Origin of the sequence: Pseudomonas sp. 313 (genome assembly GCF_000316965.1) — a bacterium.
Taxonomy (GTDB): Bacteria; Pseudomonadota; Gammaproteobacteria; order Pseudomonadales; family Pseudomonadaceae; genus Chryseomonas; species Chryseomonas benzopyrenica.
On sequence record NZ_ANBZ01000029.1, the window covers coordinates 37,218 to 50,323 of the forward strand.

The following is a 13,106-nucleotide window of genomic DNA, read 5'->3' on the forward strand; positions in this document are numbered from 1 at the left end:
AGGCTTAGCGGCGCGAGGCCAGCAGGCCGATCAGGAAGCCAACACCGGCAGCGATGCCAAGGGCCTTGAAGGGATTGTCGACCACGTATTCCTCGGTGGTCTCCTTGGCGGCGACGCCCTGGCGGTAGAGGTCATCCTGCTTGGTCTTGAGCACGTCGCGGGAGCGCTCCAGGCTGGAGCTCAACTTGGCGCGCAATTCGTCCGCCTGCTCACCGGCCATGCTGGCGGTGTGCTTGAGCAGTTGCTCGGCGTCTGCCAGCAGGGTGTGGAATTCATCGGTCAACGCCTGCTCGGCCTCGCCCAGATGACGACGGACCCGGTCAGTGTTCTGCTTGTGTGCCTGCTCATGGATGTCAGCAGCAAGCTCGTCTTTGATCACGGGAGGGGTTTTGTCGTTCATGGCGCGCTCCTGATAGGCGATGGGTATCCGTTTCAGCCCTTTCGAGTGAGGGCTCCGACCAAAGGTTCCGCGGGCCAGAGCCGTCGTCAAGGGCGCGCTAGGCGGCTACAGGTCCAGGCACACAGCGGACGAATGGTCATACCTTACCCATTTCGCCCCTTTAAAAGTTCCCCGCTGATCGTCAATTAGAAGAGCTGGCTCACAAAACGGCGTACTACCGCCATTGGTCGTCTTATTCAAGTAGAGCGCTAGAACTTTGCTGTTTCTATCACTGTCAGTTGCGTCGTATTTGATCATCCATGCACTTCTAGACAAATAACAGGGGGAAGAATGGAAAACGCCATTGATAGACTGACCGCCGCTTTCAGTACTTATAAATGCTCGGTTACGGCACCTCGCCCCGATGGCAGTATCGTGCTGACGGTGCAGGATCAGCAGTGTGACGACGCTCGCGTGAACCGAGTGGTCAGTGCCCGGCAACTGGGCGAGAGCCAGCTGCTGAAGACGGTGATTGACGAGGTTCGCAAGGATGTTTCGCTGCGGGCCGGCGCCCTGGCGCCACAGTCCATGGCGGTGCTGCGTGCCACCGGCGCCAATATGCTGAGATATTCCGAGTAAAGATTCTGCATCAGAACGCTTCAGCGCGAGACTTGCAGTACGAATACCTGGGTATTCGTTGGTCTCGAACGTTGAAGAGTCAAAGAGGGCAAACAAGCCCTGAGCGTTTTTCCCGCGACTTTTCTCTTAGCTCTTGCACTTCAACAGGCGGCATCCCGCACAGGGAAGTTGAGTGGCAGGTAGCTCATACATAGGGCAGGCGACGTCCACTACACCCCAGGACGGAAAGCCCTGTCCAGCCTGCACGGCGGCCAGCCGCGCACTGGCGATCACACCATTGAGCAAATCCTCTTCTCGATACAGCGCCTGGCGCAAGGCCGGCGAGCGATAGAGGATGCGTCCGCATCTGTCCAACAGGGTGAAGGAAAATCGACCGGTACGGTCCGGCAGGGTCGGCCAGACCTTGAGCGGTGCCAGCTGTTCGTCGAGCCGCGCACAGGTCAGCTGATACAGCGAAGTCTGGGCGGATTGCAGCGTCGGTACCGTCTCCACGCCATCCAGTAACGTCGTGGGATTCGCCGTCTGCACGGGACTGCTGATCAGGCCTTCCATGGTTTGCATAGATCCTTGCTCAGTTCGCGACGGTCAGACGGTTGACGGTACCGCTGCCGCCTGCCAGCAAGGCCGTAACGCCGTGACCTTCGTCGATGGCGATACCCAGCCGGATGCTGTCGATCAGCCGCGCGAGGCGATTGTGGTCGTGCAGCTGCTGCTTGCTGATCAACCGCTTGACCTTGACGCCACTGTCGTCCGACAGCGTCAGACTGACGCTGCCGTCGAGGCGCTCGATGCGGAAATTGACCCGGAAGTCATGCTCGAAGGCTGCGGCGATGAGTTGGAAGGGGTTGTCCATGACGTACCTGACTGGCGTGAGCGGGGTCAGTGCCATTGACTTCAAGGGACAGGGGTAGTTCTGGGAGAGATCCCAGAAGTATGACCGGCGGCCCGTTTCAGCCGCCCACCTGAAGCTCGCGCTCGTTCCAGCACTGCTCGAAAGCCGCTTGCCAGTCGGGTAGCGGCTGGCCCAGCACCGCGGCCAGCTTTTCGGTGGACAGGCGGGAATTGATCGGGCGATGGGCCGGGGTGGGATAGGAGCTGCTGGGGATGGGATTCAGGCGTGCCTTCAACTGACCGGTCTCGCCCAGGCGCCGAGCGATCTGCTCGGCGAAACCGAACCAGGAAGTGGTGCCGTTGGCGGTCAGGTGATAGGTGCCCCAGAGATCGCCCCTGTCGCTGTGGGCCAGCAGGCGGTCAGTGGCATCGGCGATGGTACGCGTCCAGGTGGGCGCACCGATCTGGTCGTCGACGATGTTCAATTCGTCGCGCTCGCTGAGCAGCCGTACCATGGTGCGCAGGAAGTTGTTGCCCTGCCAGGAATAGACCCAGCTGGTGCGCAGGATGAGGTGACGCTCGGCGTGTTCGCGCACGGCATTCTCGCCGGCCAGCTTGGTCCGCCCATAGACATTGAGCGGGCAGGTCGGATCCTCTTCCCGATAGCGGCCGTCCTGGCTGCCATCGAAGACATAGTCGGTGGAGTAGTGGACCATCGGAATGCCGAGTTGTTGGGCCGCCCGGGCGAAGACTTGGGGTACCCGCTCGTTGATCAAGGTAGCGGTCTGGGCATCGTTCTCGGCAGCGTCCACGGCGGTATAGGCAGCGGCATTGATGATGACGTCGGGCTTTGCGGCCAGGACGCGGTCATGAAGCGCGTCCAGCTGGGTGAAATCCACCTGGGCCCGGCCAACCACGGTGACCTGGGCCTTGGCGGCCAGCAGCACTTGCAGTGCCTGGGAAAGTTGTCCGTGTTGACCCGCGATGAAGACGTTCATGAGACTGAGCTATTCCAGAAGGCTGACGCGTCCATGCCTGTTTGACCAGTTGGGCGTCGCCGTGACAGCCCTGAGCGAAAAGGGGCAGTCTACCCGATGACCGGCAGAGGACAAGGCTAGCCTTTCGCCTGCCTGCCGCTCTGAGCGTTGGCTCTAGCCTGCGGGCTGCCCCTGGGCCTCGGGTACGCAGGAGCCTGAAAAAATATGTTTCACGAATACTTGACAATTGTGCGACCGCTGACAGGTTTCCGTTGGTCATTTTTTCAGTGAGTTGTGCACAACCTGTGCTAGCGCTTGTCAAGCCCACTCGATGCCAGGGTTTTCCCAGCCAAAAATCCTGCTTTTGAATTAAGTTGTTGATTACGTTGAACTTATCAAAGTGATTAAAAAATGATCAACTTGTTCGGGGCGCCCGCAGAGCAAGGCTCCGGGTTCTTTTCCACCATGTTTTCAACAAAGTTATCAACAGAAGCTGTGGATTGTTCCGTGGGATGAGGGCCGCAGAACCTTAATCGACGCTGAACGAAAGACCTATCGAAGGCAACGTTCAGGCAGTGCTGTCCAGGTCAACCGGACAGGGCCAGCTGACGACTCAACAGGGCACGCAACGAGGCCGGCTTGACCGGTTTGGGCAGGAAATCCAGCCGCGCCTGGCGGACCTTGGCCAGGCATTCCGGGCGGCCATCGGCGCTGATGACGATGCCCGGGATATCCTGCCCCAGCCTCTGGCGAATCCATACGGCGACATCCGGACCGGTATCGGCGTCGCTCAGGTGGTAGTCGACGATGAGCAGGCGCGGCACCACGCCCTGTTCCAGCAGGGCGGCGCATTCTTCGCGACTGCGCGCGGTCCAGACCTGGCAGCCCCAGCGACCCAGCAGGCTGCGCAGGCCCAGCAGGATGCTGTCTTCGTTGTCGATGCACAGCACCGGATCACCGGCCAGGGGCTGGGCCGCTTCGCTGGCGGTCGCGGCTTGGATGGCCAAGGCGGGCGCCAGGGGCACCTTGACGCTGAAGACGCTGCCGTGGCCCGGCCAGGAGCGTACCGAGAGTTCGTGGCCGAGCACCCGGCAGAGGCGGTCGGCGATCGCCAGACCAAGGCCCAGGCCCTTTTCCGCTCGGGTCTGGTGGCTGTCCAGTCGCTTGAATTCCTCGAAGATCAATTCGAGCTTGTCCGCCGGGATGCCAGGGCCGCTGTCCCAGACCTCCAGGCTCACGCTCTGGCCCTGACGACGCACCCCGAGCAATACCCGGCCATGGGCGTATCTCAGGGCGTTGGTGAGGAAATTCTGCAGTACCCGACGCAGCAGCTTGCTGTCGCTGTTGACCACCAGCTGACTGCCGCGGATGCGCAGGCTGGTGCCCTGATCCTGCGCCAGGGCCTTGAATTCGACGCCCAGGGCGTCGAACAGAGTGGCCAGCGGGAAGGGCGCCGGCGTGGCCAGTATGCGCCCGTTCTCCAGGCGCGAGATGTCCAGCAGGTCGGCGATCAGGTCTTCGCTGGATCTCAGGGCACTGTCCATGTTGCGTACCAGCTCCTGGGCCTCCTGGGCCAGGCCGTCCTGGTGGGCGAGGGCGGCGGTGAACAGGCGGGCGGCGCTCAGCGGCTGCATGAGGTCGTGGCTGACCGCGGTGAGGAAGCGACTCTTGGACTGGTTGGCCGCTTCCGCGTGGGCCTTGGCTTCCTCCAGTGCCTGGTTGAGCTGGGAGAGTTCGCGGGTGCGTTCTTCGACGCGCTGCTCCAGGCCTTCGTTGGCTTCGCGCAGGGCGCGCTCGGCCTCGCGGAAGGCGGTGATGTCGGTAAAGCTCATCACGAAGCCGCGCCCGGGCATGGGGCTGCCGATCAGCTCGATCACCCGGCCATTGGGAAAGGTGCGTTCCGAGGTGTGGGGGATGCCCTGGCGCATCCGTTCCACCCGGCGGGCTACGTGCTCGTCGGCATCGCCCGGTCCGCAGAGGCCGCGCAGGGCGTTGTAGCGGATGATCTCGGCGATGGGCCGGCCAACCTGGATCATGCCGTCGGGATAGTCGAACAGTTCCAGGTAGCGCTGATTCCACGCCACCAGGCGTAGCGACTGGTCGACCACGCTGATGCCCTGGGAGATGTTCTCGATGGCGCCCTGCAGCAGCGCCCGGTTGAATTCCAGCACCTCCGAGGCTTCGTCGGCGATGCGCACCACATCGTCGACCTGCATGTCGCGGCCTTCGATGGCGGCCTTGACCACCGCGCGGGCGGAGGAGGCGCCGATCACCCCGGCCAGCAGTCGCTCGGTCTGGGCGATCCATTCGCTGTTGGCGTTCATTCCGGGGTGATAGGTCAGGCCGCTCTGCTCGGCGAAGCGGCTGAAGCTCAGGCGGGCGCGCTCATCACCCACGAACCGGGCCGCGAGCAGGCGCAGGTCCTCCAGCTTGACCGCCAGCAGGGCGCGATTGCGCGGTCGGGGCAGGGCGTACTGGGCGATGAAGCGCCCGGCCTGCCAGTATTCCGAGACCCGGGTGCGCGAGAGCAGCGATACCAGGGCGAACAGCAGGAAGTTGCCGGCCAGGGACACCAGGGCGCCGACGGTGGTCGGCTGCAACGTCCGCTCACCCGTGGGCTGCTCGAACCAGGCCAGGCCTGGAAAGGCCCCTAGTGGCCATTGCAGGCTGGTGGCCACCACCGGCAGCACCATCAGATAACCCCAGAGCAGCGCCCCGGCGGTGAGCCCGGCAAAGACGCCGCGGCGATTGGCGGCCTTCCAGAACAGCGCCCCGACCATGGCCGGTCCGAGCTGGGCGATGGCGGCGAAGGCGATCTGGCCGATGGTGGCCAGGCTGGCATTGGAGCCCAGCAGGCGATAGCTGCAGTAGGCCAGGACCAGGATGACCACGATGCTGGCGCGGCGCACCGTGAGCATCCAGTGGCTGAACACCGCATGGGGACTCTCCACCTGGCCCCGGCGCTTGAGCAGCCAGGGCAGGACGATATCGTTGGAGATCATGGTGGAGAGGGCGACGCAGGCGACGATCACCATGCCGGTGGCCGCCGAGGCGCCGCCCAGAAAGGCCAGCAAGGCCAGCCAGGGCCGCTCCTGGGCCAGCGGCAGGCTGATGACGAAGGAGTCGGGCAGCACGCCGCCGGGCAGATGCAGCTGGCCGGCCAGGGCGATGGGGATGACGAACAGGGCGGCCAGCGCCAGGTAGAGCGGAAACACCCAGCGCGCCAGGTTGACGTCCCGGGTATCGGTGTTTTCCACCACCGTGACATGGAACTGGCGCGGCAGGCACATCACGGCGATGAAGGCCACGCCGGTCTGGATCAGCAGGCCCGGCCAGTCCAGCGTCTCGCGCCAGTATTCCTGCAGCTGCGGCGCCTGCTGGGAACGGGCGAGCAGGTCGCTGAAGCCATCGTGCAGGTCGTAGGTGACCCAGAGGCCGACGGCGAGAAAGGCGGCGAGCTTGACCAGGGATTCGAAGGCGATCGCCAGCATCATGCCGCGATGGTGCTCGGTGACATCCAGGTTGCGGGTGCCGAAGAGAATGGCGAACACCGCCAGCACCAGGGAAACGAACAGCGCGGTGTCCTGGGCGCGGGTGCTCAGGGATTCGGCATTGATACCGGTCAGCAGATTGACGCCGATGACGATGCCCTTGAGCTGCAGCGCCAGGTAGGGCAGGACGCCGACCAGGCAAATGAGCGCGACGACGATGGCCAGGGTCTGGGACTTGCCATAGCGGGAGGCGATGAAGTCGGCGATGGAGGTGATGTTTTCCTTCTTGCTGATCAGCACCATCTTCTTGACCAGTTGCGGCGCCAGCAGCAAGAAGAGAATGGGGCCCAGGTAGATGGGCAGGAACGACCAGAGCTGGTCAGCGGCCTGGCCGACCGCGCCGAAGAAGGTCCAGCTGGTGCAGTAGACGGCCAGCGACAGGCTGTAGACCCAGGCCCGCAGGCGCGGCCTGAGCGGTGGGCGGCGATCGCCATAGAAGGCGATGGCGAACAGCAGGGCCAGGTAGCCGAGGGTAACGGTGATGATCAGCCCGCTGGGCAGGGACATGGCGACTCCAGACATTCCAGGCGCCCATCGCGCCCGGACAAAGTGTCGCACCTTGGGGTGCCAGACGTCAGTTCTGGCGCGCGATGGGATGACGGTGGGTTGAGCCAGACGGCCGGCCCTGTTAGGTTGGCGGGCTGATTCAAGCGAGAGAGACCGTCATGTTCCAAGCGCAGCCCATTTCCCTGCAACGTGGTGCGCTGCGCCTGGACCCCCTGGCGGAGGGCGACGTGCTGGAGCTGGTCAGCCTGGCCGAGCGCAATCGCGAGGCGCTGCACTACCTGAGCGGCCCCCTGCGGCCGGATTGGTATCGTCAGGCGCTGGCCGAGGGGCGCGAGGGGCGCGCCTTGCCCTTCGCCGTGCGGATCGCCGACCGGCTGGTGGGCACTACCCGCTTCGCCGACTTCCTGCCGGCGCTGCCCGCCGCCGAGATCGGCTGGACCTGGCTCGACAGCGAGCAGCATGGCAGTGGTCTCAACGGCAACATCAAGTACCTGATGCTACGCCATGCCTTCGAGCACTGGCAGCTGGTGCGGGTGCAGCTCAAGACCGCGGCGACCAACCTCAGGTCCCAGGCCGCCATCGAGAAGCTGGGCGCGGTCCGTGAAGGCCTGCTGCGTCATCATCGGCGGCTGGCCGACGGTCGTCTGGACGACACCGTGATGTACAGCATCACCGACCGCGAATGGCCCGAGGTGAAGGCGCGGCTGGAAGCGTCCTTCAATTAGGCGCAGGGCCTGGGCTACCGCTCGTCGGCAGTGCCAGGACCGCGAGGGGTCTATGTCGCTTGTTTGGCGTCAGTAATCCAGCGCGAAGTCCTTCCAGACCAACAGTTTTCCGCGAAACGGCCGACATGCCTGCTCAATGGCAAGAATTCGCCCGTCTCCTTTTGCGGATCGCTGTATGTCTTCACTGTCGCCTTCCTCTGCGCTGCGCACCCTGCGGGTCGTCTGGCCCTTTGTCATCATTCTGTCCTGCCAGGCGCTGGTCGCCATCGTCAGCCTGCAACTGCTGTCGACGGTGCGTGCCTATGTCTCGGCGGAAAGCCTGTGGAGCAAGAGCCTCGGCAACGCCATGCTGGCGCTGGGTGCCTACCTGGACGAAGGGCAGGCCGAGGCCTACCACGACTACCTGGCCTCCATCAGCGTCAATGACCTCGACCGTGCGGCGCGCGAGGCGCTCGACAGCGGCGGCCCGCCTGCCGAGGCGGCGCGGTTGCTGCGCCTGGCTGGCAATCACCCTGACGATATCGACGGCCTTATCGCGCTCTTTCAGATGGCTCGCCATGTGGAGCCCTTCGAAGGGGTGATCGCCCGTTGGCAGGTCACCGATCCCTACATGGACGAATTCCAGGCCCTGGCACGTACCGGCTTCGAGTTGATCAAGCTGCATGGACCGGGGCCGGCGCTGATTCCGCTGAAACGCCAGCTGCTGGATCTGCACGACCGGATGATGCCGGAAACGGTGGCCTTCTCGGAGCGTCTGGGGGTGGCGTCACGCCAGCTGGTCGCGGCGCTGTTCATCGCCAATGTCCTGGTCGGCGCCCTGCTGGTGCTGCTGGCGCTCTGGCGCATGCACAGCCTGGTGCAGCAGCGCTGGCGCTCCGAGCAGGCGCTGCAGGCCGAAAAGGAACACATCCAGGTCATCCTGGCCTCCCTTGGCGATGCGGTGCTGGCCCTCAATGCCCAGGGGCGGCTGCTCTATCACAATCCGGCAGCCGAACGCCTGCTGGCGCGGCGGGAGCTGGTCGCAGGCACGCCCGTCACCCACCTGTTCGATATCCAGACCGAAGACCAGCCGCCCTCGAACCTGCCCTTGGCCGAGCGGCTGCGCAGCCCGGACTGGTTGGCGGGCAACGAACCCCTGGCGCATCAGCTGGTGCGCGTCGATGGCACCCGGGTGCCGGTGGCCCTCACGGTGACCGCGCTGCCACGGGGCGAATCGGGTGCCGGTGTGGTGCTGGTGATGCATGACCAGACCCGCGAGCGGGCCTTTCTGCATGACCTGGCCTGGCAGGCCAGTCACGATGCCCTCACGGGATTGGTCAATCGCCGTGAATTCGAGACCCGGCTGGAACGCCTGCTGGCCCGGCAGGACCTGGCGCGAGCCTCCTTGATGTTCATCGATCTGGATCAGTTCAAGATCGTCAACGATACCTCCGGGCATTTCCATGGCGATCGCCTGCTGCGCCAGCTGTGCGAATTGCTCGGGCAGCAGCTGAGGGAAGAAGACTGCCTGGCGCGCCTGGGCGGTGATGAATTCGGCGTCTTGCTGGAGAACCGTGCGCCGGCTGAAGCCGAGGCCGTGGCGGAGCGTCTGCGCTGCTGCGTGGGCGCGCTGCAGTTCGAGGCGGCCGGGCAGGGCTTTCGCGTTGGCCTGAGTATCGGCGTGGTGCATCTGGGTGGTCAGGCTCTCGCACCGGAGGAAGCCCTGCGCCTGGCGGACCTGGCCTGTTACGCGGCCAAGGACAAGGGCCGCAATCGCATCCAGGTCTTTGCGCCGGGTGACGTGGAGCTGGACCAGCGCCATGGCGAGATGGCCTGGGTGCAGCGATTGCACCGGGCGCTGGCCGAGGACAGATTCCGCCTGTACGTCCAGCCGATCCTCGGGCTGGGTGGCGAGACGGCCACGGATCGCCATGTGGAGGTGCTGCTGCGACTGGAGGAGGGCGACCGCTTGATCGCACCCGGTGCCTTCATCCCGGCGGCGGAGCGCTATGGGCTGATGCCGGACCTGGATCGCTGGGTGATCGCCGCGGCGCTGGCCCGTTTCGCCGAGTTGCCCAGCGGACTGCTCGACACCCTGGCCATTAACCTGTCCGGGCATTCCCTGGGCGAGGCGGGGCTGGCGGATTTCGTCAGGGAGCAGCTGCACCGCTGGCAGATCGCGCCGACGCGGATCTGCTTCGAGATCACCGAGACCAGCGCCGTGGCCAACCTGGATGCGGCACGCCAGTTCATGGACGAGTTACGCGGCCTGGGGGTGCGATTCTCCCTGGACGACTTCGGCGCCGGGATGTCGTCCTTCACCTATCTCAAGCATCTGCCGGTGGACTACCTGAAGATCGATGGCAGCTTCGTTCGCCATCTGCTGGAGGATGCGGTGGACAGCGCCATGGTCGAGGCGATCAATCGGCTGGGGCATCTCACCGGCAAGAAGACCATCGCCGAGTTCGCCGAGAACGCCGCGGTGATCGCGGCCCTCGGCGCCCTGGGCGTCGACTATGCCCAGGGCTATGGCATCGCCCGGCCGCAGCCCTTCACCGAGGACACCTGCCAGGCGCTGCTCCGGCAGGTGTGGCACGAGTCCTCAGGGGCGGGCGTCGTCGTCCTTGAAGCGGCGGAAAAGGGTGGCCAGGAGCGCCCCGGAGATGTTGTGCCAGACGCTGAACAGGGCGCTGGGCACCGCTGCCAGCGGTGAGAAATGCGCGGTGGCCAGGGCGGCGCCGAGGCCGGAATTCTGCATGCCCACTTCCAGCGCCAGCGACTTGCGCTGGGCCACTGGCAGCTTGCAGCACTTGCCGGTGAGATAGCCGAGCAGGAAGCCGAAGCCGTTGTGCAGGATCACCACCGCCATGATCAGGAGGCCGGATTCGGCGATGCGCGCCTGACTGGCGGCCACCACGGCGGCGACGATCACCACGATGCTGACCACCGAGGCCAGCGGCAGCACCTCGACCAGGGCGCCGACACGATGACCGAGCAGGCGCTGGGCGACCAGGCCCAGGGCGATGGGCAGCAGCACCACCTGCAGGATCGACCAGAACAGGCCGCCAAAGGAGATCGGCAGCCAGGTGGAGGCCAGCAGCCAGATCAGCGCCGGGGTCAGCAGGGGGGCGAGCAGGGTGGTCACGGCAGCGATGGCCACCGACAGCGCCAGGTCGCCCTTGGCCAGCCAGGTCATCACGTTGGACGCCGTGCCGCTGGGGCAGCAGCCAACCAGGATGACGCCCACGGCGATCTCCGGCGGCAGGTGGAACAGCTGGCAGAGCGCCCAGGCCACGCCCGGCATGATGACGAAGTGGGCCACCACACCCAGCAGCACCCGCCAAGGGTGGCGACCGACGGCGGCGAAGTCCTCGACCTTGAGGGTCAGGCCCATGCCGAACATGATCACCCCCAGCAGCGGCACGATTGCCACGCCCAGTGGCTTGAACACCTCAGGGGCGAAGAACGCCAGCAGGGCGGCGAGCAGTACCCAGAAGGCGAAGGTATTGCCGACGAAGCGGCTGAAGGCGGCGAGCGCGCGCATGGGTTGAACTCCTGTCGAAAAGGCAGAAAAAAGGCCGGTCTCTGCCGGCCTTAGGGGCTGTCCACGTGATCGGATGAGCCTTGTGACTCAAGCGATCACGCGCAGGTCGTCATTACAGTCCCTGGGGCAGCTCTTCGCCACCCAGGGCTTCGATCAGCTGTGGCAGGAATTCCGCCAGGGTCATCATCATCAGCACGAAGCTGGCGTCCTGCTGGCCGAGGGCGTCTTCGCCACCGTCCTGTTCGGCCTGGTCCTGCAGGAGGTCCTCGAACTTCAGGCGCTTGATGGTGACCTTGTCGTCCAGCAGCAGGGCCAGCTTGTCCTGCCAGGCCAGGGCCAGCTTGGTGACCAGCTTGCCGGCGCCCAGGTGGTTCTGGATCTCTTCGCTGGTCAGGTCCTGACCCTTGCAGCGCACCACGCCGCCATCTTCGCCCGCATCGCGCAACTCGCACTCGTCGAGGATGTAGAGGCCATGGGTGGCGTCACCAGCCTTGACCCAGTCGGTGAAGGTGGCCATCGGCGCCTGCTTGACGCCCAGCGGCCGGACCGGCAGCGAGCCCAGGGCATCGCGCAGGGTGGAGAGCAGGTCCTCGGCGCGCTTGGCGCTGGAGGCGTCCACCAGGATCCAGCCCTGCTTGGGATCGATGGCGGCATAGGTGGTCTGGCGACGGATGAAGGCGCGGGGCAGGAAGGCCTGGACGATCTCGTCCTTGATCTGCTCCTTCTCCTTCTTGTAGACCTTGCGCATCTGCTGGTTTTCGATCTCGTCGACCTTTTCCTGCACGGCTTCCTTGACCACGCTGCTGGGCAGGATGCGTTCTTCCTTGCGCGCGGCGATCAGGAAGAAGCCCTGGCTTTCGTGCACCAGCGGCAGGTCCGGGCCCTTGCCGAAGGGGGCGACGAAGCCATAGGTGGACAATTCCTGGCTGGCGCAGGGGCGCGCTGGCTTGGCGGCGAGGGCGGCTTCGAGGGCTTCGGTCTCGAAGGCGACTTCCTGGGTGAGACGGTAGACGAGCAGATTACGGAACCACATGGTGTCACTCCCAAAAACGAAGCGCGCATTATCCGCGTCGCTCGCCCCGGAGGCCAACCCCGGATCGCGGTGGTCGTCGGGAATGCGCGCTTTCTCCAGTTGCCTGGAAGGGCAGCGCTAAGCCTTTGGAAGTGCTGGGAAATTTTTTTTCAAAAAGGGGTTGCCAGGTCGTAAGCCCCTCCGTAGAATGCGCCCCACTTCGAGAGCAAACGGGTGATTAGCTCAGCTGGGAGAGCATCTGCCTTACAAGCAGAGGGTCGGCGGTTCGATCCCGTCATCACCCACCACTCGAGGTAATGCGCAGCGGTAGTTCAGTCGGTTAGAATACCGGCCTGTCACGCCGGGGGTCGCGGGTTCGAGTCCCGTCCGCTGCGCCATTTAAAGGTTGTCTGGTCCTGAACGCCAGCAGCCATCGAAGAGCGGCCCTAGTGGCCGCTTTTTCGTTTGGGCGCGATTTTTTCTGGTCGTGTCCTCTGGTGTCTTCCTTCCTTTCCTAGCGCTCCGGTCGAGCGATCTGCCAGCAGGCGGGTCGAGCGTGTGTGTAGATGCGTGTAAAACGCCGTGCGGTTTTCCACCCTGCGGCTGTTGTTGGGCTTCGATGATGAAGCCGTCTCAGCCCAACCTACGAAAGGGGTCGCCCTTGTAGGTTGGGCTGAGCGCAGCGAAGCCCAACACTGCCCAGGGCTGAACTCCGGCTGTTGGGCTTCGACGATGGAGCTGTCTCAGCCCAACCTACGGCAGGAGTGCGTCCTTGTAGGTTGGGTTGAGCACAGCGAAGCCCAACACTGCCCCGGGCCGAGCTTCGGCTGTTGGGCTTCGACGATGGAGCTGTCTCATCCCAACCTATGGCAGGAGTGCGTCCTTGTAGGTTGGGCTGAGCGCAGCGAAGCCCAACATTGCCCAAGGTCGGGCGCCGGCTGTTGGGCTTCGACGATGAAGCT

Annotated in this window: 10 protein-coding genes and 2 tRNA genes; 5 read left to right on the top strand and 7 right to left on the bottom strand. The window is 64.5% G+C overall.

Going from position 1 to position 13,106, the window contains the following annotated elements; translation table 11 throughout:
• Nucleotides 1-4: 4 nt before the first annotated feature.
• On the bottom strand, nucleotides 5-400 hold the full coding sequence (locus C722_RS24675; RefSeq protein WP_017639722.1) for a YqjD family protein: 396 nt from the start codon (nucleotides 398-400) through the stop codon (nucleotides 5-7).
• Between the two features lie 330 nt (nucleotides 401-730).
• Between C722_RS24675 and C722_RS0106465 the strand changes: the two genes are divergently transcribed.
• The gene (locus C722_RS0106465) at nucleotides 731-1,018 is read left to right on the top strand and encodes a DUF3509 domain-containing protein (RefSeq protein WP_007159080.1); all 288 of its coding nucleotides are present in this window, start codon (nucleotides 731-733) and stop codon (nucleotides 1,016-1,018) included.
• Nucleotides 1,019-1,144: 126 nt separating this feature from the next.
• On the opposite strand, the gene C722_RS0106470 is transcribed toward C722_RS0106465, so the two are convergent.
• The 4 genes from C722_RS0106470 to C722_RS0106485 all read right to left on the bottom strand — a co-directional run bounded on the left by C722_RS0106470 (nucleotide 1,145) and on the right by C722_RS0106485 (nucleotide 6,884).
• Nucleotides 1,145-1,570 (bottom strand): hypothetical protein, encoded by a 426-nt coding sequence (locus C722_RS0106470; RefSeq protein ID WP_017639724.1) that lies wholly within the window; start codon nucleotides 1,568-1,570, stop codon nucleotides 1,145-1,147.
• Nucleotides 1,571-1,589: 19 nt separating this feature from the next.
• On the bottom strand, nucleotides 1,590-1,871 hold the full coding sequence (locus C722_RS0106475; protein WP_017639725.1) for a DUF3509 domain-containing protein: 282 nt from the start codon (nucleotides 1,869-1,871) through the stop codon (nucleotides 1,590-1,592).
• 97 nt (nucleotides 1,872-1,968) lie between these two features.
• A complete protein-coding gene (gene rfbD / locus C722_RS0106480; RefSeq protein ID WP_017639726.1) occupies nucleotides 1,969-2,847 on the bottom strand; it encodes a dTDP-4-dehydrorhamnose reductase in 879 nt (292 codons plus the stop codon).
• A 566-nt stretch (nucleotides 2,848-3,413) separates the two neighbouring features.
• Nucleotides 3,414-6,884, bottom strand: a complete 3,471-nt coding sequence (locus tag C722_RS0106485; protein WP_017639727.1) for a PAS domain-containing hybrid sensor histidine kinase/response regulator — start codon at nucleotides 6,882-6,884, stop codon at nucleotides 3,414-3,416.
• Between the two features lie 158 nt (nucleotides 6,885-7,042).
• Between C722_RS0106485 and C722_RS0106490 the strand changes: the two genes are divergently transcribed.
• Complete coding sequence (locus C722_RS0106490) at nucleotides 7,043-7,609, top strand: GNAT family N-acetyltransferase (protein WP_017639728.1); 567 nt, start codon at nucleotides 7,043-7,045, stop codon at nucleotides 7,607-7,609.
• Nucleotides 7,610-7,784: 175 nt separating this feature from the next.
• Nucleotides 7,785-10,301, top strand: a complete 2,517-nt coding sequence (locus C722_RS0106495; RefSeq protein WP_017639729.1) for a bifunctional diguanylate cyclase/phosphodiesterase — start codon at nucleotides 7,785-7,787, stop codon at nucleotides 10,299-10,301.
• Here C722_RS0106495 and C722_RS25685 read toward each other — a convergent pair.
• Both C722_RS25685 and rdgC read right to left on the bottom strand, forming a co-directional pair.
• Nucleotides 10,191-11,132 (bottom strand): bile acid:sodium symporter family protein, encoded by a 942-nt coding sequence (locus C722_RS25685; RefSeq protein WP_064306567.1) that lies wholly within the window; start codon nucleotides 11,130-11,132, stop codon nucleotides 10,191-10,193. The genes C722_RS0106495 and C722_RS25685 overlap by 111 nt on opposite strands.
• A 112-nt stretch (nucleotides 11,133-11,244) precedes the next feature.
• Nucleotides 11,245-12,165: a recombination-associated protein RdgC gene (gene rdgC, locus C722_RS0106505; RefSeq protein ID WP_007159072.1), complete on the bottom strand. Its 921-nt coding sequence runs from the start codon at nucleotides 12,163-12,165 to the stop codon at nucleotides 11,245-11,247.
• Nucleotides 12,166-12,376: 211 nt separating this feature from the next.
• Between rdgC and C722_RS0106510 the strand changes: the two genes are divergently transcribed.
• Together C722_RS0106510 and C722_RS0106515 are read left to right on the top strand one after the other, a co-directional pair.
• Nucleotides 12,377-12,452 (top strand) — tRNA-Val (locus tag C722_RS0106510).
• Nucleotides 12,453-12,465: 13 nt separating this feature from the next.
• Nucleotides 12,466-12,542: transfer RNA gene (locus C722_RS0106515), tRNA-Asp, on the top strand.
• Nucleotides 12,543-13,106: the final 564 nt, after the last annotated feature.

Coding starts and splice junctions, on each gene's coding strand:
- C722_RS0106465 (WP_007159080.1), top strand. CDS start 731: ATGGAAAACGCCATTGATAGACTGACCGCCGCTTTCAGTACTTATAAA.
- C722_RS0106495 (WP_017639729.1), top strand. CDS start 7,785: ATGTCTTCACTGTCGCCTTCCTCTGCGCTGCGCACCCTGCGGGTCGTC.
- C722_RS24675 (WP_017639722.1), bottom strand. CDS start 400: ATGAACGACAAAACCCCTCCCGTGATCAAAGACGAGCTTGCTGCTGAC.
- C722_RS0106470 (WP_017639724.1), bottom strand. CDS start 1,570: ATGGAAGGCCTGATCAGCAGTCCCGTGCAGACGGCGAATCCCACGACG.
- C722_RS0106485 (WP_017639727.1), bottom strand. CDS start 6,884: ATGTCCCTGCCCAGCGGGCTGATCATCACCGTTACCCTCGGCTACCTG.
- C722_RS0106490 (WP_017639728.1), top strand. CDS start 7,043: ATGTTCCAAGCGCAGCCCATTTCCCTGCAACGTGGTGCGCTGCGCCTG.
- rfbD (WP_017639726.1), bottom strand. CDS start 2,847: ATGAACGTCTTCATCGCGGGTCAACACGGACAACTTTCCCAGGCACTG.
- C722_RS25685 (WP_064306567.1), bottom strand. CDS start 11,132: ATGCGCGCGCTCGCCGCCTTCAGCCGCTTCGTCGGCAATACCTTCGCC.
- rdgC (WP_007159072.1), bottom strand. CDS start 12,165: ATGTGGTTCCGTAATCTGCTCGTCTACCGTCTCACCCAGGAAGTCGCC.
- C722_RS0106475 (WP_017639725.1), bottom strand. CDS start 1,871: ATGGACAACCCCTTCCAACTCATCGCCGCAGCCTTCGAGCATGACTTC.